The sequence below is a fragment of the Celeribacter marinus genome, from assembly GCF_001308265.1.
Lineage (GTDB): Bacteria > Pseudomonadota > Alphaproteobacteria > Rhodobacterales > Rhodobacteraceae > Celeribacter > Celeribacter marinus.
In genome coordinates, this window is sequence record NZ_CP012023.1 from 806,936 (window position 1) to 826,714 (window position 19,779).

The window sequence follows — 19,779 nt, forward strand, 5'->3', positions numbered from 1 at the left end:
TCAATGAGGCGCTTTGGCACCCGATCGCCCTGTCACACGGCTCATCGCGGGGTTGATGATCTTTGTCACAATCGGGATCAAAAGTAATCCGGCAAGAAGTCCGAAAATCCCGTCAAAGAACGCAGTCACAAACCATTTGACGAAGCCCTCGCCCGCTTGTGGGACCATGTGTGCCGCGCCGTAGGCGATGTCGTGGATACCCGCGTAAGGCTGATCAACACCAAATTCGTGCAAGCCGTGAATGACAATAGAGCCGCCCACCCAAATCATGGCCGCTGTGCCAACAACCATCAACACCGTCATCAGGTAAGGCATGAATTTGACAATACCACGCCCGAGCGCGCGGGTCACCGACAGGCGTCCAACGCGCGCCAGCCATAGCCCGACATCATCGGCCTTCACAATCAGCGCAACCGCGCCGTAAACCACAACCGTGATCAAAACGCCCGCAAACGCCAATGCGCCCGCCGTCATCCAGATCGAGGCAGCCGGATCAAGCGCCGCAAGAATAATGGTCATGATCTCCGCCGACAAAATGAAATCGGTTTTCACGGCCCCCGCGACTTTTTCCGCTTCAAGATGGGTTGGATCACCCTCGTCGTCGGTGTGACCGTCTGCATAATGGGCATGGGGTTTAAACAGGTGGTAGACCTTTTCAGCCCCCTCAAAACACAAATACCCGCCGCCCAGCATCAACAATGGCGTAATCAGCCATGGCGCAAACGACGATAGCAACAGGGCCGCCGGCAATAGGATCAAAAGCTTGTTGCGGATGGACCCCAGTGCAATTTTGCCCACAATCGGCAATTCGCGCGCGGGTTTGAACCCTTGGACATATTTGGGTGTCACGGCCGCGTCATCAATGACCGCACCCGCCGCCTTGGTCGAGGCTTTGATTGCTTGGCCTGCGATATCATCCACGGACGCCGCCGCAATTTTCGCGATGCCCGCCACGTCATCCAACAATGCCAATAGACCACTCATGCCCAAATCCCTTTTACCAGCTTTTCGAATGTGTACGGGCTAGCCTCACGCAATTCAAACGCAAACACGAAAAAGGGAGGGCACAGGCCCTCCCTTTCGTCCAGCCATGTGAGGGTGGCCGGATCTACCTGTGATGTGGGGACAAACTTACATCGCAGGCAACAACACCTTGTCGATGACGTGAATCACGCCGTTGGACTGCTTCACATCCGCGATTGTGACGGTTGCGATGCCACCGGTTTCATCTTCGATCTTGACCATACCCTCGTTCAGGGAGGCTTTCAGGGTACAGCCGCCAACAGTTGCGATGTCATACACGCCGCCGTCTGCTTCGATCAGGCCGACGAGGGCCTCGGACATGACATCAGCCGCGACAACGTGACAGGTGAGGATTTTGGTCAGCTGGTCGATATTTTCAGCCATCAACAGTGTCTCTACTGTTCCGGCTGGCAATGCAGCAAACGCGTCATTTACAGGGGCGAACACGGTGAATGGACCGTCAGACTGAAGTGTGTCAACCAGACCTGCGGCCTGTACGGCAGCGACGAGTGTGGTGTGATCCGCGGAATTCACGGCGTTTTCGACAATGTTTTTCTCGGCAAACATTTCTGCGCCACCGACCATCGGGTTTTTACCGTGACCATCGGCAAAAGCAGCGGTTGCAAGAACAGACAGGGCAGCGGCAGTTGTAAGAATACGTTTCATAAGTAGGTCTCCCAATTAACAGTGTGTCGCCTCGGCCTCATGCCGAAGTTAAAAGGGATACGGCGCATGGGTGGGAGTTAGATCACCACAACTCGATCACATATCGTCACACAAATGCGAGCGCGCGTGATCGCCCCGTTTGCGAAACTGTGACACGTGATGTGGCGATATTGCGCCGCCTCGCCTCTTGCACCCTTTGCGCAGATGTTGCACGAAGGGGGCAACAAATTCCGAAGAGAGACGAGCACAAGATTATGGACGCTAACGCCAAACCCACCGAAGTAATTTCTGTCCGCGATGTTTTCGGGATCGACACCGATATGACGGTGAAAGGATTTGCCGAGCGCATTGACCGCGTGCCTGACATCGATCCGACCTACAAATTCGACGCGGACACCACGCTAGCCATTCTTGCGGGCTTTTCCCACAATCGCCGCGTGATGATCCAAGGCTACCACGGCACAGGCAAATCGACCCACATCGAACAGGTCGCCGCCCGCCTCAACTGGCCGTCTGTGCGCGTCAACCTTGATAGCCACATCTCTCGCATTGATCTGATCGGCAAAGACGCGATCAAATTGCGTGACGGGATGCAGGTCACTGAATTCCAAGAGGGCATTTTGCCGTGGGCGCTGCGCAATCCTTGTGCGATCGTGTTCGACGAATACGATGCGGGCCGCGCAGATGTGATGTTTGTGATCCAACGTGTGCTTGAGGCTGACGGCAAACTGACGCTAATGGATCAGAACGAAGTGATCACTCCGCATCCGTCCTTCCGCCTGTTCGCGACCGCCAACACCGTTGGCTTGGGCGACACCACCGGCCTGTATCACGGCACACAGCAGATCAACCAAGCCCAGATGGACCGTTGGTCCCTCGTGGCCACTTTGAACTATCTTAGCCATGACGCAGAGGCCAATATCGTGTTGGCCAAATGCCCGCATTACAACACCGAAAAAGGCCGCAAGGACATCAGCCAGATGGTGACGGTCGCCGATCTGACCCGCACCGCGTTTATGAACGGCGAGCTGTCCACCGTCATGTCGCCCCGCACAGTGATTACATGGGCGCAGAACGCAGAGATTTTCCGCAACATCGGCTACGCCTTCCGCCTGACGTTCCTCAACAAATGCGATGAGTTGGAGCGTCAAACCGTGGCCGAATTCTATCAGCGCTGCTTTGACGAAGAATTGCCCGAGAGCGCCGTGTCACGCGCCAAGTAATCGGATCGGGCCGCATGGTCCGAATATCTGATCCCCAACTCACGCCGCGCGGCCCGCACAGGATCGCGCGGCGTATCTCGTTATGTGGCAGACTGCATAACACCCCCACGCCGCTCTCGACTGCGCGAAAATTTCCACGCCCTGTGCGCGCCTGCGCCCCCTGCTTTCGCTTGCCGCGCCGCCGCGAGGGTGATTTAAACGGAGCATGAAAAAGCCAAGCGACAACCCCGCAGATCCGTTCAAAAAAGCACTCGCAGACGCCACGCGCGTTCTGGCCGATGATGCCGAGTTGACGGTGACATTCTCGATGGACCCCGCAGGGTTGACCAACGACACGGTGCGCTTGCCGCAGGTGTCGCGCCGCATGAGCAAAGACGAGGTGTTGATCGCGCGCGGAACCGCGGATGCCTTGGCGATGCGCCACAAATACCACGATGGCAAAACCTTCAACCGCTATGCCCCACAAGGGCAAATGGCCTATGACATCTATGACGCGTTGGAAACCGCGCGTTGTGAGGCCGTGGGCGCACGCACCATGCCCGGAACAGCGAGTAACATCGACGCCAAGATCGGCAATGACGCAATGCGGCGCGGCTATGACGGGATTACCAAATCCGAAGACGCCCCCCTCGCTCAAGCCATGGGATATTACCTGCGCCATATGGCAACGGGACGCGAATTACCCAGCGGTGCGGCCAATGTGATGGAGCTGTGGCGCGACTTTATCGAACAGCAGACACAGGGCGACTTCGACGACCTTGATAGCTTTTTGGACAATCAAACCACCTTTGCCAAACTCGCGCGCCGCGTGATCGAGGATCTAGGCTACGGCGATCAGTTGGGCGATGATCCCGATGAAGCCGATGCGGATGACGAGCAAACCGCCGAGGCCGATGACCAAGACGACATGGATGACAACGAGGGCGATCAGGACCAAGAGCAGGAAGAGGACAACGAGGCCTCCGCCGAGAACGCCCAAGACGAACAACAAGACATGCAAGAAGCGTCCGTGTCCCAAGATGACGCAGCCGCCGACGAGTTCAACGAAGAGGTGGAAATGCCCGACGACGAGGCCGACATTGATCCGCCTCAGCCCGCGCCCATCTCGGACGCCGACCCGAACTATGTGGTCTATTCGACCGCCAACGACGAGGAAATTCGTGCCGAAGATTTGGCCGAGCCCGCCGAACTGGAACGTTTGCGCGCCTATCTCGATCAACAATTGGAGCCGCTCAAGGGCGCGGTATCGCGTTTGGCCAATAAACTGCAACGCCGGCTTCAGGCGCAACAAAACCGCTCATGGGAGTTTGACCTCGAAGAGGGAATTTTGGACGCGGGCCGCCTTGCGCGTGTGGTGGCCAACCCCACCACGCCACTGTCGTTCAAAATCGAAAAAGATACCGAATTTCGCGACACTGTGGTGACGCTGCTGCTCGACAACTCCGGCTCCATGCGGGGCCGTCCGATTTCTATCGCAGCGATCTGTGCCGATGTTCTGGCCCGCACGCTAGAGCGGTGCAACGTCAAGGTCGAGATCCTCGGCTTTACCACCCGCGCGTGGAAGGGCGGCACAGCCCGCGAGGCATGGCTCAACGCCGGTCGCCCACAGGCGCCGGGGCGTCTCAACGATTTACGCCACATTATCTACAAAGGCGCGGACGTGCCGATGCGGCGCACCAAACAGAACCTCGGCCTGATGATGAAAGAGGGGCTGCTTAAGGAAAACATCGACGGTGAAGCCCTTGAATGGGCGCACCGCCGCATGACCGCGCGCCCTGAAGTGCGTAAAATCCTTATGGTGATTTCGGACGGCGCCCCTGTGGATGACAGCACGCTGAGCGTGAACCCCGCCAACTACCTCGAGAAACACCTGCGCGATGTAATTGCGATGGTAGAAAAGCGCCGTCAGGTTGAACTGTTGGCCATTGGCATTGGCCATGATGTCACACGCTATTACGACCGCGCCGTAACCATCACGGACGTCGAACAGCTTGCGGGAGCCATGACCGAACAATTGGCCGCCCTGTTTGACAGTGATCCACGCGCGCGCGCCCGTGTCATGGGCATTCGGCGCGCCTCATAACCACACCGACATTCGTTTTCATAAAAGAGTGCACAATGTTTCAAACCTTCAACGTGACCTCATCCCCGGACCAAGCCGCCCCGCGCGTCACCAACTTGCGCATTGCAATGGCGGATGCGGGCCTTGACGGCTTTTTGATCCCGCGCGCCGATGCGCATCAAGGCGAATACGTGGCTCCATGCGACGAGCGCCTTGCATGGCTTACGGGGTTCACAGGTTCGGCGGGATCGGCGGCGGTTTTGACGGACCGCGCCGCGATGTTCACCGATGGACGCTACACCGTTCAGGTGCGCGCCCAATGTGACACCGACCTATTCGAGTGTATCGATTGGCCCGCCACGAGCGTGGCCAAATGGCTCGGGCGCACGGACGCTCAAAAGATCGGGTTTGACCCGTGGTTGCACACGGTGGCCGAGGTGCGCGGCCTGCGCGAGGCGCTTACTAAGCTGGGTAAGGATCTGGTGTCGACCAACAACCTCGTTGATAAAATCTGGGCTGATCGCCCTGCCCGTCCCAACGCGCCAGCCACCGCACATCCCATTGAGTTGGCGGGAAAAACCTCTCAAGACAAGTTTGAGCAAATCAACGAGGCCCTGCGCAAAAGTGGCGCAAAGGCGGTCGTTCTCACCTTGCCCGATAGCATCTCATGGCTCCTGAATATCCGCGGCGCAGACATCGCACATAATCCTGTGGTTCAGGCCTTTGCGGTTTTGAGCACGGCGGGCAAACTGGCGCTGTTCGCAGAGCCATCCAAATTTGACGCCCTCGGCCCAGATCCCCGCATCTCGATCTTGCCACGTAGCGCATTCCCCGCGTATTTGCGCGATATGGAAGGTCCGGTTCTGATCGACCCCAACACCGCACCCCATGCCGTGCTGACCATGTTGCGCGATGGCGGCGACGTGGAGATCATCGAGGGCGACGATCCGTGTATCTTGCCCAAAGCCCTCAAAACGGACGCCGAAATAGCGGGAACGCGTGAGGCGCATCTGCGTGACGGAGCGGCAATGGTGGAGTTTCTGTCGTGGCTCGATGCCCAAGAGATCGAAACGCTCACCGAGATCGATATCGTCACCGCCCTAGAGGGGTTTCGGGCCGCAACCAACCAGCTCAAAGATATCTCGTTCGACACCATCAGTGGCGCAGGACCAAACGGAGCTATCGTGCATTACCGCGTCACCGAAGAGACAAACCGCCCGCTCAAAGAGGGTGAATTGCTTTTGGTCGATAGCGGTGGACAATACGTCGATGGCACCACCGATATCACGCGCACGGTCGCACTGGGCGATGTCGCAGGCGAAGCGCGCGCCGCCTTCACGGCTGTGCTCCAAGGGATGATCGCTATCTCCACCGCCCGCTTTCCGCGCGGTGTTACGGGCGGGCATCTCGACGCGCTCGCACGTGCGCCACTATGGCGGATGGGACGCGATTACGATCACGGTACGGGCCACGGCGTTGGCGCATACCTGTCAGTCCACGAAGGCCCACAACGCATTTCGCGCACCTCGACGCTCTCGCTACAAGAGGGCATGATCCTGTCCAACGAGCCGGGGTATTACCGTGAGGGCGCATTCGGCATTCGCACCGAAAACCTGATTGTTGTTCGCGCGGCACAGATGCCTGAGGGCGCAGATGCGCGCGATATGCTCGATTTTGAAACCCTGACCTATGTTCCGATTGATCGCTCCCTCATCCTTGCCGACGAATTGGCCCCGTGGGAACGCGATTGGCTCGATGATTATCACCAAGAGGTCTGGGACAAACTGGCACCTCGGTTAAGTGACGCAGCGAAAGACTGGCTGCGACAAGCGGTAGCTGCGCTGTGACGCGGTGCAGCATAGCGTGTTGAGACAATCACTGCTATAGACGGGATAAGAGACGTGGACAGAGGAGACATCATGGGCGACGACCACATAAAGATTCGCAAGGCCATTGGCACTTGGGTTGTACGCGCGGGCGGTGCCGTTTTGGGGGAAACCACCAACGCGCTTGAGCTGAACGAAGGCAATATGCCACCCGTGATCTATTTCCCGCGCGCCGATTTGGGCATGGCATTTTTGGAAGCCACCGACACCCGTTCGTCATGCCCCTACAAAGGCGAAGCGACTTATTATTCGATCCACACCAAATCCGTAGTGATCGCTGATGCGGGGTGGTCCTATGAGGACCCCAAAGACCTTGTGGCCGAAATCAAAGACCACATTGCATTCTATCCGCAAAAGGCCGCCGTTGAGCAGCTGTGACACGACCACGCATTGCGACAGAGATAAGACGCGTCCCGTTTGGGGCGCGTTTTGCGTTCGGCGTGGCACCAGATAGTCAATTTTACGAATGTTCTTCGGCGGCAGTGGCCGCAAGGGCGGCGTTGAATTTGCGCAGCGCATCCACTTGGAATACCGCCCCATGAAGGTCGGGACCAAGCTCCTCGCGCAATGTCACCACGGGAATAAACACCAGATTGTGTTGATCAAACATCGGCATCACCTTTTCCAAGGTGGCATTGGGCGACACGTAGATCCCTTGATTGATCAACTCGCGGCACGCGTCCTCGGGTGCAGCCCGTGGGGCATCGGGTTTGCGGTAGCATTGATGCACGCGCACGGTGGCCAATAAATACGCCTGTGGCCCCGCCGCCAAATGCACACCGCGCCGCTCCAACAGCGTCAAAAAGAACGAGCGATCCACCAAACGCGAGGCCAACGCGGTTGAAAGCGACACCGCGACCATCACGGCCAATCCCGTCTGCCAGTCGCCTGTCAGCTCGAACACGATCAACGTGGTGGAAATCGGCGCACCCAATACCGCCGCCGCCACCGCGCCCATGCCCGCAAGCGCGTAAAGCGTGGCGGTGCCGGAAATGTCGGGGAATATCGAAGTGGCGATCAGGCCAAATGACAAGCCTGTCAGCGCCCCAACCATCAATGCGGGCGAAAACACCCCGCCCCCCATCCGCCCCGCCATGGTAATTGCGACAGCCACAACTTTGAGCACCGTGAATACAATCGCTTGCCACAACAACAGCTGCCCCGTGAGGGCCATCGATGTCGTCTCATAGCCCACGCCAATGATGTGTGGAAACGCGATCGCCAATAGACCCAGCAATAGCCCCGCAATCGCCGGACGAAACAAAGGCGGAATGCCCAAACGCGCCTGCGCCCATGTCCCAAAGTCATCTGCCATAAAGATCGCCCGCATCATCATAACGGCCACGAGACCACACACGAGGCCAAGCAATAAAAATGCGGGAAGCTCGACGTAAAAGGTCAACGCGCCTTCGGCCACAAGCGTGAACTCGGTCACATCGCCAAATTCAAGGCGGTTGATCACTGTCCCTGCTGCGGCCGCGATGGCAATCGGTGCGAACGCATGCACAGCAAAGTGGCGTAGCACGACCTCAAGCGCAAAGAGCGTGCCCGCAATCGGTGCATTAAAAGACGCGGATACCGCCGCAGCCACGGCACAGCCCAAAAGATCGCGCCCCGTGACACCATTGGCATGCAGCCGATTGGACACCCACGACGAGATCACGGCAGCAAGGTGTACAACCGGCCCCTCGCGCCCCGTTGAGCCACCAGTAGAGAGCGTCACCAACGAGGCCGCAGCGGACGCCCACCCTGCGCGCCGCTCCACACGACCCTCATTGAGGGCCGCCCCCTCGATCACATCCGCAACAGAGCGCACGCGCCCGTCAGGGGTAAACCAGTTGAGGATCACACCGACCACCAGACCGCCCATGACCGGCACACTCAACACCCAATACCACGGCAGATCACTGGCAAAGCTATGTAAATGGGACAGATCCTCGGTGCCGTAAATTGCACCTTGTAACCAGTTGATACCTTTTCGAAAAAGGAGTGCGGCAAAGCCGGATGCAATACCGATCAACAGAGCAATGAACCAAAACTGGATTTGGCTCGGCCCCTTGGCACGCATAACCGCAAGGGCCGTGGCAATACCGTCACGCATTTCGCGCAAGGCCGTTTGCGGGTATGAGGGTTTGTCCTCTGGCATCCGGATTTACGGCTCTCTCATCCTTTCGTGCCACAACGGCTTTCACCCTCGTGGCGCTTCTACTATGGTCGCGCAGTCATCATCCCGTGTTTATAGAGACAACCATGATCCCAGACATCGCATTCGACGCACTTTCCACAGTTCTAGAAGGTCGCGTGACCCGTTCCAAGTCCGATCTTGATGTTCATGGCCGATCTGAGACGTGGTTTGCCCCCACGCCGCCGGACGCAGTGGCCTACCCCGAGACGACCCAAGAGGTCTCGGCCATGATGAAAGTGTGTTACGCGCACGACATCCCTGTAGTCGCATGGGGAGCGGGCACGTCACTTGAGGGGCAGACTTTGGCCATTCATGGCGGGCTTGTCGTCGACTTTAGCCGCATGAACCGCGTTTTACAGGTCAATGATGCTGATATGGATTGTCGGGTACAGCCCGGTGTGACACGCGAACAACTCAACACCGACTTGCGCGCAACCGGTCTGATGTTTCCCGTCGATCCGGGCGCAAACGCCTCTATTGGTGGCATGGCCATGACGCGGGCCTCGGGCACCACCGCCGTGCGCTACGGCACAATGCGCGACAACGTGATTGGCCTGAGCGTTGTTTTAGCAGACGGCACCATCATTGAAACCGGATCGCGCGCGCGCAAATCGTCGGCCGGCTATGATCTCACAGCGCTATTTGTCGGCTCCGAAGGCACCCTTGGCCTCGTGACCGAGTTGTCGTTGCGCCTGTATGGCCAGCCCGAAGCCATTAGCGCCGCTGTCTGTGCCTTCGATGATCTGGACGCAGCCGTCAACGCCGTCATTGCGACCATCCAATACGGGCTACCAATGGCGCGGATCGAGTTTCTCGATGTGGTCAGCGTTCAGGCTGTAAATGCCTACTCAGGTGCCAATTTCCCCGCGCGCCCGCATCTATTTGTCGAGTTCCACGGCTCTCAGGTGAGTGTCGCTGACCAAGTGGAGACTTTTGGCGACATCGTGCGCGACTTTGGCGGATCGGACTTTGAATGGGCCAGCAAGACCGAAGAGCGCAACGCCCTTTGGACCATGCGCCACAATGCCTACTATGCCTGTCTTGCCCTCAAGCCCGGTTACAAAGCCGTTGTAACCGACATTTGCGTGCCGATTTCAAAACTTGCTCAAGCGGTCGAGGAAACGGCCGCCGACATTGCCGCTTCCCCGCTTGATGGGCCGATTTTGGGCCACGTTGGAGATGGCAATTTTCATGCGATCTTATTGATTGAGGACGCAAATGACGCGGATCTGGGCGAGGCGAAGCGCCTTGCCGGACGCATGGCCGAGCGCGCGCTGGCCATGGGCGGTACAATCACCGGCGAACATGGGATCGGGATGGGTAAAAAAGACTTGATGCAAGCCGAACACGGGGCCGCATGGACCGTTATGGGCGCGCTCAAATCCGCCATGGACCCCCGCAACCTCATGAACCCTGGCAAGCTGGTCCCCTAAGGGCGCGTTACATTTCCAACAGCGATTTGGCGGCTTCGCGTGCGGCCTCAGTAATCGTGTCACCCGACAACATCCGCGCGACCTCCATCACGCGATCATCACCGATCATCGGCGTCACCTCGGACAGGGTCACCTCGTTCTCGACGCGTTTGGCCACGCGCCAATGATGACCACCCAATGCGGCCACCTGTGGGGAGTGGGTGACGACCAAAACCTGTCCCTCCCCCGCAAGCGCCTTGAGACGGCGTCCGACCGCATCGGCAGTCGCCCCGCCAACGCCCCTATCAATCTCGTCAAAGATCATCGTCACGCCGGTTTGATCGCGCGTCAAACAGACCTTAAGCGCCAAAAGAAAGCGCGACAACTCACCGCCAGATGCGATTTTATTGAGCGGGCCTGCCGGTGCACCGGGGTTGGTGGCCACCGTAAACGCGACGATATCGCGACCATCCGGCCCCGCGTCACTTTGCGTGACATCCGTGGTGAACACCGCACGCTCCATTTTGAGCGGGGCCAACTCATCGCCCATTTGTCCGTCCAGCCGCGCCGCCGCCGCACTACGCGCCGCCGTCAAATCCGCCGCCGCCGCATCATAGACCGACTGCGCCTTGGCAACATCGGCCTCCAGTCGCGCGATATCCTCAACACCGCCGTCAAGGGCGGCAAGTTTATCACGTAGCCCATCGGCAAAGGGGCCAAGCTCATCGGCGGCAATCCCGTGCTTTCGGGCCAAACCGCGAATAGCAAATAACCGCTCTTCAACGCCTTCCAACTCATGCGGATTGAACCGCAAACCTTCGATTGCGTCCTCAACACCGCCTTGCGCCTCGCCCAATTCATTGAGCGCACGCGCTAAGGCATCGATTGCCTCATCAAGCGCGCCATCAGCCTTTTCCGCCGCACCCTCAAGCCATTTGAGCGCGTCGACCAATTGCCCCTCACCCCCGTCATAGGACATGGCCTGATGGGCTTTGGCGACATCTACGGCAATCTTTTCGGCCTGCTGCATCCGGCGGCGCTCAGCATCGAGCACGGCCTCCTCGCCCGCTTGCGGGTCAAGTGTATCAAGCTCGCCCACAGCGTGGCGCAAGAACTCTTCTTCGTCCTTGAGCGCCGCTTGTTTGGCGCGCGCCGTTGCGAGGTCTTTTTGGGCAAGACTGAGTGTTTTCCACGCACCACGGGTCACGGTCAGGTGGTCGCCAAGATTGCCAAATTCGTCGAGGAGCACACGGTGGCCACGTGGATTGAGCAACCCGCGATCGTCATGCTGGCCGTGCAGTTCGACCAAGACATTCGACAAACGGCGCAGCATTTCGCCAGAAACACGGCGATCATTGACCCATGCCGTTTTACGACCGTCTTGAGCGTTGATCCGGCGCAAGATCAATTCACCGTCCTCGGCCTCGATATCCAGTTCGGCCAAAATCTCTTCGGCATCGTGACCGCGCGGCAGTTCGAACACCGCCGTCACCTCGCCCTGCTGCGCCCCCGCGCGCACCAAATCCGCGCGCCCACGCCAGCCAAGGACAAACCCGAGACTATCGAGCAAAATGGATTTGCCCGCGCCCGTCTCGCCCGTCAACACGTTGAGACCCGGTTGGAACGCAAGTTCCAAGCGGTCGATAATCAACATGTCACGAATATCGAGGTGCCTCAGCATGGGAAACCCACGTGCAGTGTTAGAGCCATTCGCCGCGGATCATTTGACGATACACAGCACCAAGCCAGTTGTTTTCGAACGCTTTTTCCTCAAGCCCTTTGCCAGACAACAACTTGTAGCTGTCTTCATACCACTGGGTTGAGCGATAGTTGTGGCCCAAAATTGCGGCTGCGGTCTGTGCCTCTTGCGTGAACCCAAGCGAGAGATAGCTTTCCACCAAACGGTGCAATGCCTCTGGCGTATGCTGTGTCGTCTGGAATTGCTCGACAACCACACGGAACCGGTTGGCCGCAGAGGTGTAATGCTTGCGCTTGAGGTAATAACGCCCGATTTCCATCTCTTTGGCGGCGAGGTGATCAAACGCCAAATCAAACTTCAAAACTGCGGAGCGCGCATATTCGCTATCTGGATATTGCTCGATCACAACACGCAGCGCGTTGAGCGCCTGAAAGGTCAAACCTTGGTCGCGGCCAACATCGTCGATCTGGTCATAATAAGACAGCGCAAGAAGGTATTGCGCGTAAGCGGCATCCTCATCGGCAGGATAGAAATCCATATACCGCTGTGCGGACACACGTGCATTCTCGTAGTCACGATCACGGTGGTAGGAAAACGCTTGCATGATCAACGCGCGCTTGGCCCAGTCGGAATAGGGATAGAGGCGTTCAACTTCGGAAAAATAGCGCGCCGCGTCGCCAAAATCGTTTTGACTAATTTCGTATTCAGCGCGTTTGTAAATCTCGTCGGCCGGATAGCCCTCAAGGTCACGCTCGGGGGCGCGGTTGCCACAGGCCGAAAGCAGAAGTGCGAAAGACACGCCCAACCCCAGTTTTAGCCCAACTTTCAGACTGCGATGCGTTTTTGCCGCCATGAAAGGTCCTACCCTTGCCAATTCACCAACCCTTTTTACGGGGCTTACCTTGCTTCCTAGCACAGAAAATTTCCGTGCAAAATGTCTTTGCGCGGAAATTATGTCACATACGCGGTATGGCGCGATGTTTGTGCGCCACGCAACGGTCGATCACCAAAAATCAGGGGAGATTAGGCGCACACCGCCAGATCAGAGCGGGTCACACCCGCGCCGGGCAAACGGGCGGCGGTTTTTGCATCCACAGTCACAAAGGCCCACGCGCCCTTAGTCGCAAATAACTTGCGCAATAGCGCATTCGTCATCGCATGACCGGCCTTTTGACCAACATAGCGCCCCAAAACAGGCGCACCCGCCAGATACAAATCACCAAGCGCGTCGAGCATTTTGTGGCGTACAGGCTCATCGTCACGGCGCAGACCGCCCGGACTTAGAACCGCGTCACCATCCACGACAACCGCGTTTTCAAACGTACCGCCCAAAGCGAGACCATTTTGGCGCATCACATCCACATCTGACTTGCGACAAAAGGTGCGGCAATCAGACAATTCGCGCACGAATGCGCCATTGGCCATGCTCAACCGCTTGCCCTGAACGCCAATCGCGGCGTCATCAAAGTCGATGTGAAAATCGATTTCCATCGTGTCCGCAGGCTCCAAACGCGCAACCGCGTCCCCCTGTTCGATCACAACCGGTTTCAACACTTTGAGAACCCGTGCCGGTCCGTCTTGTTGCGCGAGGCCAGAGGACAACAGCTTTTCCACAAACGGCGCCGCAGAGCCATCAAGGATCGGAACCTCAGGGCCATCAACCGAGACAACCGCGTTATTGACGCCCAGTCCCGCCAATGCCGCCATAATATGCTCAACCGTAGAGAGCGTCACGCCATCCTCATTGCGCATCAATGTACACAACTGCGAGGGCACAACGTGATCCCACCGCGCCGCAATTTCGCAGGCACGATCATCCGCAACATCCGCAGCCACATCAGAACGCACAAACGTAATGCCCGCATTCACCCGAGCAGGCGATACCACCATGCGCACAGGCGCACCGGAGTGAAGTCCCACTCCATCGAATATCACTGGTTTAACGAGCGTTGTTTGCACTGCGTGCCTCTGATCTAGGGGTCGTAATAACGGTCTGCGGGGCGCGCAATACGGAACCCGCTTTATATTAGCCAGCAATTTACAGTGGGCCGCCAACCGCCTCAACACACAGATTGTAACGGTTTGTAACAGTCGACACCCAAGACACGCGAAAAACAGCCAATAAGATTTCTGCAGCGCGGCAATGTGTTGATTAATAAAGAAAAAGGCCCGCAACAGCGGACCTTTTCAATACTAATTTATCCGTGATTATGACCCAACGTTATGCACACGATAGAGCCAGAAATCACTCCACTATCAGTTCGCCTGACGGCGCAAGAACGCGGGAATTTCGATTTTATCTTGTTCCGCTGCGACCTCTTGGTCCTCATCGTAGCCTTGATGTGTTTGCGTTTGTGGCTGACGCTGTGGCGCCGCCCCAAAACGCGGCTGCTGCGCGTGTGGCTTAGGGGCAGCAGGACGGGCCTGCTCTTCTGCGCCATGACCTGTCATCCGACCAATCAACGAGTTAATCCCGAACCGACCCTGCTTTTGCTCGGGCTCTGGTGCGGCTTGGCGCACTTGTGGTGCGGGCTGGCGCGACACGGCGGCTTGCAAACGTGCAAGTGTTTCGGGCGCAGGGCTTCCGGCTGGCGCAGCTTGTGGCGCAACATAGGCCTCGGCAGCATGGTCATACTGTGCGTGCTGGTGAACCGGCGCATGCGCGGCGGGCTGCGCAGGGGCAGGCTGATACGCGGGCGCAGGTAGATCGTCGGAGGTATCCGCAACATGGGTGTGCGGCTCATAGGACGACTGAGGCTCGAACACATCAAAGCTGGGCTGAACAGGAGCCTGAGCGGCGACAGGGGCCTCAACGGGCGCTGCGGCCACAGGAGCCTCGACCTCAACTTGTGGCGCAAGTGGCTCGGACAAACGGCGACGCGGAACAGGCGTTTCGGCCAGATTTGTGTTGGCGTCGATGCCTGTAGCAACAACAGACACGCGCATCGCACCTTCGAGGGTTGGGTCCATTGTGGAGCCAACAATGATGTTTGCGTCTGGATCGACCTCTTCGCGAATACGGTTCGCCGCCTCGTCCAGTTCGAACAAGGTGAGATCGGCACCGCCGGTAATGTTGATAAGAACGCCACGTGCGCCTTTGAGCGAGATTTCGTCCAACAGCGGGTTTGCAATGGCTTTCTCTGCGGCTTGGATCGCGCGATCTTCGCCCGATGCTTCGCCTGTGCCCATCATGGCTTTGCCCATTTCGTCCATGACAGCGCGCACATCGGCAAAGTCGAGGTTGATCAGGCCGGGACGAACCATAAGGTCAGTCACACCCTTAACGCCTTGATACAGAACATCGTCGGCCATGGAGAAGGCTTCGGTAAACGTTGTTTTTTCATTGGCCAGACGGAACAGGTTCTGGTTCGGGATGATGATCAGTGTGTCGACCATCTTTTGCAATTGCTCCACGCCCTCTTCGGCCTGACGCATGCGCTTAGCACCCTCAAACTGGAACGGCTTGGTCACAACACCAACGGTCAAAACGCCAAGCTCACGTGCGGCCTGAGCAATGATCGGCGCGGCACCTGTGCCCGTACCCCCACCCATACCGGCGGTGATGAAACACATGTGAGCACCCGCAAGGTGGTCAACGATTGTTTCAATGCTTTCTTCAGCAGCGGCCGCACCAACGGATGCACGCGCTCCTGCGCCCAATCCTTCGGTGACCTTGACGCCCATCTGTATTTTCGCGGTGGATTTGGAATGCGACAGCGCTTGCGCGTCCGTATTCGCCACGACGAACTCAACACCCTCAAGCGCCTTTTCGATCATGTTGTTGACCGCGTTGCCACCGGCACCGCCGACTCCAAACACCGTAATTTTAGGTTTCAAGTCGTCCCGCTCGGGCATCGTGAGATTCAAAGCCATGATCTACCGCCTGCTTTATTGTTGTCGCGCGCCGATGCTTTTGCCAACGTCACGATATGAATATACCCACCCCTGAATCGGGGCATAGTTAACCTTTTCCACTCTAAACTTAGTCGATTTCGCTTGCCGCGTCACCCAAAAAACACAGTTTGAGCACAAAATATGGGGGCAATATTGCAAATTTAGGCGGGATTTTGCGCACAACACGAGATTTAGGCGGCCCTAGGGTCAACAAATACCACAATTAGCGCGCAAAATATCACTGCGCCGCCACAAGGGCACACGTGCATTACAGATCACAACCTTAACGTTGGTCCTAAATGTGGAGGCACTGCTCGGTGCCGTCTTGTTATATCGGTGTCGTTGCACCTGCCGTTTGCGCAAGACTAACAGGCAAAATCAGCCGTGTGAACCGCCCTTTTACAGCGACCTCACCAGTTTTCTTTAAACCACCGCACAGCGCGTTTGAGAGAGCGCGCGGGATAGCTATCAACTGGCACCTCAAAATCCCACCACTCGTCTTGCGGATGCGCAGCAAATAGGCACAACCCAACAGCGGAGGCAAAGGCCGCGCCAGTGGCCGCTTGTGGCAAGCCTTGCACACGCAATGGACGCCCGATGCGCACCTGCTGGCCCAGAATTTTCGGTGCGAGGGTTTCAAGACCGGGGATTTGGCTGCCCCCGCCTGTCAGCACGATCTGCTGTGACGGTAGGTGCTCAAAGCCCGCAGCATCCAGACGCTCACGCACCCCTTCGAGGATTTCCTCAACCCGCGGGCGCATAATGGCAATGAGGTCAGAGCGCGACACGGTGCGGCGGTCTTTGTCCCAATCGCCGCTATCACCCCCCACTTCGATCATTTCACGGTCATCCATGCCCGTGGCATGAACGCCGCCGTAGAATGTCTTGATCCGTTCCGCCGTGGCCGTGGGAATTTGTAGACCCATCGCAATATCGGAGGTGACATGTTCGCCGCCCATCCGCACGCTATCCGCATAGATCATGTGTTTTTTCATGAAGATCGACACATCGGTCGACCCGCCGCCAAGATCAACACAGGCCGCGCCAAGCTCTTGTTCGTCCTCAACCAACGCCGAGATGCCTGAAACATAAGCGCCAGACGCGAGGCCCGCCACTTCGAGATCACAACGCTTAATGCAATAAAGCAGGTTTTGAATGGTGGCGCTGTCAACGGTGAGCATATGCATATCACACGCAAGCGTTTGGCCAATCTGGCCGCGCGGGTCGCCCAAGCCAGAGCGATGGTCTAGCGCAAAGTTGACAGGCTGCGCATGCAAAACCTCGCGGTGCGCGCCGTAATCAGGTTGATCACAGGCCGCCAGAACACGCGCGACATCTTGTTCGGAGACGATGTTGCCGTCGACCTCGACCTGACCGTCAAGCCCATAGGAGCGCGGTGCGCCGCCCGAGAAACACGCGATGACGTGATCAACGCGGGTTTGGGCCATTTTCTGCGCCGCCTGCACGGCGGTGCGAATGGCGCGTTCGGTTTCGGACATGGCGTCAATTTCGCCAAAGCGCACGCCGCGAGAGCGCGTTGTTGCCGCCCCTATGACGCGAAAGGACGATTGCCCCGCCATGGATCCGACCCCTTCGGAGCCCGCGAACCGATCACCGTCAAAGCGCAACACAAGACACGCAATCTTGGACGTGCCCACATCGAGGATGGCCACAACCCCGCGCTGAAGAGCGGCATTTCGCATATTACGCATGGCACGTTGTGCGGCATAAAGGTCAGTCATTGAAAGGACACTCCAAGTTCCAAACCTTTGATCTTTCGCATATCGTCATGCGCGATCTCGGTCAGTCGTAAGGTGGGCCGCGACGGGTTGCGCAGGTCCACATGGGTTACATCGCGATCCAAAAGGTCTTGGGCTTGGTCAAGCGCAATCACCTGCGCCAAAGCGCCGATCGGATTTTTTTCGGGTAGCAAAATGGTTTGGCCGTGGTCCAGCACAATGTCCCAACGCCGCTCGCCAATCCGCATCAGGCCACGCACACGCGGCAAAATTGGGCCGGACACGCGTAGAATGGATGCGGCCTGCGCGATCATAATATTCGCGCCCTCACCCGCCACCAAGGGCAGGTTTGGAAACTCAAGGCGGCTGTCGATTTGGGCCACGCGGTGGCCGGTATGATCCAACAGCTCAAGTCCGTTTGGACCGCGCCACACGAATGTTGGCACCCGCTCGGTGACATCGACCTGCAAAATGCCGCCTGCACGCACACGCAAACCGACATCAGCGACCGCATCAAGCCCTTCGATCCGCTCCATCATCCCTTCAAGATCAAGTTCAAAAGATGATACGGGGAATTCAACATGTGCAACGTCGCGCACGGTTTGCGCAAGGCCGTCCGACACACCGTCTACGGCCATCAGTTTGACCATAAATTCGGGACGGTTTTGAACCTCGCGTTTCACCGCGCCGTAGCTGTCCGCAAAATTTTGGCGATGATCTGCATCCGCAAACCAAATAGCCACACAAGCCGCAATGCCCAACACCGGAGCCATCCGGCGCATAAAGAACCGAAAAGACGGGGTGAGCCAGAGGCGGCTCATCCGGTAGGCGGTGCGCGATGGCGCAGGATCACGCGGCAACGCGGGCGCGTCGACACTCTTGCTGCGCCCGCCCATCACACGCGCTACGGCCTCGGACACCAATGCGGAGCCTCCATCAACAGCGCGGCGCGCGGTGGTAGGCGGCAAGGGTGCGGGGCGAAACTGGCCGCTGTTTATCGGTTGCATGACGCATCCTCCACCATCCACGTGACAAACTGGCCATAGCTCAATCCGGCCTCTTGGGCCTGTTCGGGCGACAGAGATGTCGGAGTCATGCCCGGTTGCGTGTTGGTTTCCAACAAGATCAGACCCGCAACGCCCTTGGCCTCGTCCCACCGGAAATCAGTGCGCGAGACACCACGACACCCGAGTGCTGCGTGCGCACGCAGAGCATAGTCCTGACAAGCGGCGGCAATATCGGCGGGAATATCCGCGGGGCAAACGTGGCGCGATCCACCGGCGGTGTATTTCGCCTCGAAATCATACCAACCATCGACGATGATGTCGGTCACGCACAAGGCGCGTTCGCCCATCACGGTGCACGTCAACTCACGCCCCGGAGCAAAGGCCTCGACCATCACAACGGCGGGCATATCATCGGCCATGCGCGGCGCGTTGCTGCCCTCATGGACGATATAGACCCCCACAGACGAGCCCTCATTATAGGGCTTCACCACGTAGGGAGGTGCCATTACATGGCCTGCCTCAACCTCGGCGCGCGTGGCCAAACGGCTTTCGGCGACAGGCAATCCAACAGCACGGTAAATCTCTTTGGTCTTTTCCTTGTCCATCGCCAAGGCAGACGACAAAACGCCAGAATGTGTGTAGGGAAGTTTGAGCCATTCAAGCAGACCTTGGATACAGCCATCTTCGCCGTAACGGCCATGCAGGGCATTAAATACTACATCGGGGCGCGCGGCCAAGAGACGCGCGGCGACATCATCGCCCGCATCAATCTCTACCACATCAAATCCTTCGTCCCTCAGTGCGGCTGCGCATCCACGCCCAGACGACAGTGACACCTCGCGCTCTGCGCTTGGGCCACCCATCAATACCGCTACTTTCGGGGATTGCCTGCTCGACATACCCACCAAAGCCTCATGTTCGGAGCCAATTGTTTGGCCCTCATTCTCATTTCGAAGTCGCGAGACTCCATAGTGACGCACACA

15 protein-coding genes are annotated in these 19,779 nt (G+C 57.9%); 5 read left to right on the forward strand and 10 right to left on the reverse strand.

The window, feature by feature from the left end:
* Both IMCC12053_RS03870 and IMCC12053_RS03875 read right to left on the reverse strand, forming a co-directional pair.
* The gene (locus tag IMCC12053_RS03870; protein WP_062215930.1) at positions 1–984 is read right to left on the reverse strand and encodes a DUF808 domain-containing protein; all 984 of its coding nucleotides are present in this window, start codon (positions 982–984) and stop codon (positions 1–3) included.
* Between the two features lie 147 nt (positions 985–1,131).
* On the reverse strand, positions 1,132–1,689 hold the full coding sequence (locus tag IMCC12053_RS03875; RefSeq protein WP_062215932.1) for a fasciclin domain-containing protein: 558 nt from the start codon (positions 1,687–1,689) through the stop codon (positions 1,132–1,134).
* 254 nt (positions 1,690–1,943) lie between these two features.
* Here IMCC12053_RS03875 and cobS point away from each other — a divergent pair, with 254 nt between their 5' ends.
* The 4 genes from cobS (at position 1,944) to IMCC12053_RS03895 (ending at position 7,238) form a co-directional block, all read left to right on the forward strand.
* Complete coding sequence (gene cobS / locus IMCC12053_RS03880) at positions 1,944–2,912, forward strand: cobaltochelatase subunit CobS (protein ID WP_062215934.1); 969 nt, start codon at positions 1,944–1,946, stop codon at positions 2,910–2,912.
* 205 nt (positions 2,913–3,117) lie between these two features.
* Entirely contained in the window at positions 3,118–4,995 is a 1,878-nt protein-coding gene (gene cobT / locus IMCC12053_RS03885; protein WP_062215936.1) for a cobaltochelatase subunit CobT, read from the forward strand.
* A gap of 35 nt (positions 4,996–5,030) precedes the next feature.
* Positions 5,031–6,821 carry an aminopeptidase P family protein gene (locus IMCC12053_RS03890; protein WP_062215939.1) on the forward strand — a complete coding sequence of 597 codons (1,791 nt, stop codon included), beginning with the start codon at positions 5,031–5,033 and terminating at the stop codon, positions 6,819–6,821.
* Positions 6,822–6,893: 72 nt separating this feature from the next.
* A complete protein-coding gene (locus IMCC12053_RS03895; RefSeq protein ID WP_062215941.1) occupies positions 6,894–7,238 on the forward strand; it encodes a DUF427 domain-containing protein in 345 nt (114 codons plus the stop codon).
* A gap of 82 nt (positions 7,239–7,320) precedes the next feature.
* Here the strand turns inward: IMCC12053_RS03895 and IMCC12053_RS03900 are convergent, their stop codons facing one another.
* A complete protein-coding gene (locus IMCC12053_RS03900; protein WP_082389030.1) occupies positions 7,321–9,006 on the reverse strand; it encodes a chloride channel protein in 1,686 nt (561 codons plus the stop codon).
* Positions 9,007–9,110: 104 nt separating this feature from the next.
* On the opposite strand from IMCC12053_RS03900, the gene IMCC12053_RS03905 reads away from it, so the two are divergent.
* Complete coding sequence (locus IMCC12053_RS03905; protein ID WP_062215942.1) at positions 9,111–10,478, forward strand: FAD-binding oxidoreductase; 1,368 nt, start codon at positions 9,111–9,113, stop codon at positions 10,476–10,478.
* A 7-nt stretch (positions 10,479–10,485) separates the two neighbouring features.
* Here IMCC12053_RS03905 and recN read toward each other — a convergent pair whose 3' ends face one another.
* The 7 genes from recN to IMCC12053_RS03940 form a co-directional block, all read right to left on the reverse strand.
* Complete coding sequence (gene recN, locus IMCC12053_RS03910; RefSeq protein WP_062215944.1) at positions 10,486–12,138, reverse strand: DNA repair protein RecN; 1,653 nt, start codon at positions 12,136–12,138, stop codon at positions 10,486–10,488.
* A 19-nt stretch (positions 12,139–12,157) separates the two neighbouring features.
* Positions 12,158–13,009, reverse strand: a complete 852-nt coding sequence (locus IMCC12053_RS03915; RefSeq protein WP_062215946.1) for an outer membrane protein assembly factor BamD — start codon at positions 13,007–13,009, stop codon at positions 12,158–12,160.
* A gap of 170 nt (positions 13,010–13,179) precedes the next feature.
* Complete coding sequence (lpxC, locus tag IMCC12053_RS03920; RefSeq protein WP_062215948.1) at positions 13,180–14,115, reverse strand: UDP-3-O-acyl-N-acetylglucosamine deacetylase; 936 nt, start codon at positions 14,113–14,115, stop codon at positions 13,180–13,182.
* Positions 14,116–14,412: 297 nt separating this feature from the next.
* Positions 14,413–16,029, reverse strand: coding sequence for a cell division protein FtsZ (gene ftsZ, locus IMCC12053_RS03925; RefSeq protein WP_062215950.1), 1,617 nt, complete (start codon positions 16,027–16,029; stop codon positions 14,413–14,415).
* Positions 16,030–16,460: 431 nt separating this feature from the next.
* Entirely contained in the window at positions 16,461–17,792 is a 1,332-nt protein-coding gene (ftsA, locus tag IMCC12053_RS03930) for a cell division protein FtsA (protein WP_062215952.1), read from the reverse strand.
* Entirely contained in the window at positions 17,789–18,796 is a 1,008-nt protein-coding gene (locus IMCC12053_RS03935; RefSeq protein ID WP_082389031.1) for a cell division protein FtsQ/DivIB, read from the reverse strand. The genes ftsA and IMCC12053_RS03935 overlap by 4 nt, the downstream gene beginning before the upstream one ends.
* Positions 18,784–19,701 carry a D-alanine--D-alanine ligase gene (locus IMCC12053_RS03940; protein WP_143090001.1) on the reverse strand — a complete coding sequence of 306 codons (918 nt, stop codon included), beginning with the start codon at positions 19,699–19,701 and terminating at the stop codon, positions 18,784–18,786. Before IMCC12053_RS03940 ends, IMCC12053_RS03935 begins: the two co-directional genes overlap by 13 nt.
* Positions 19,702–19,779: the final 78 nt, after the last annotated feature.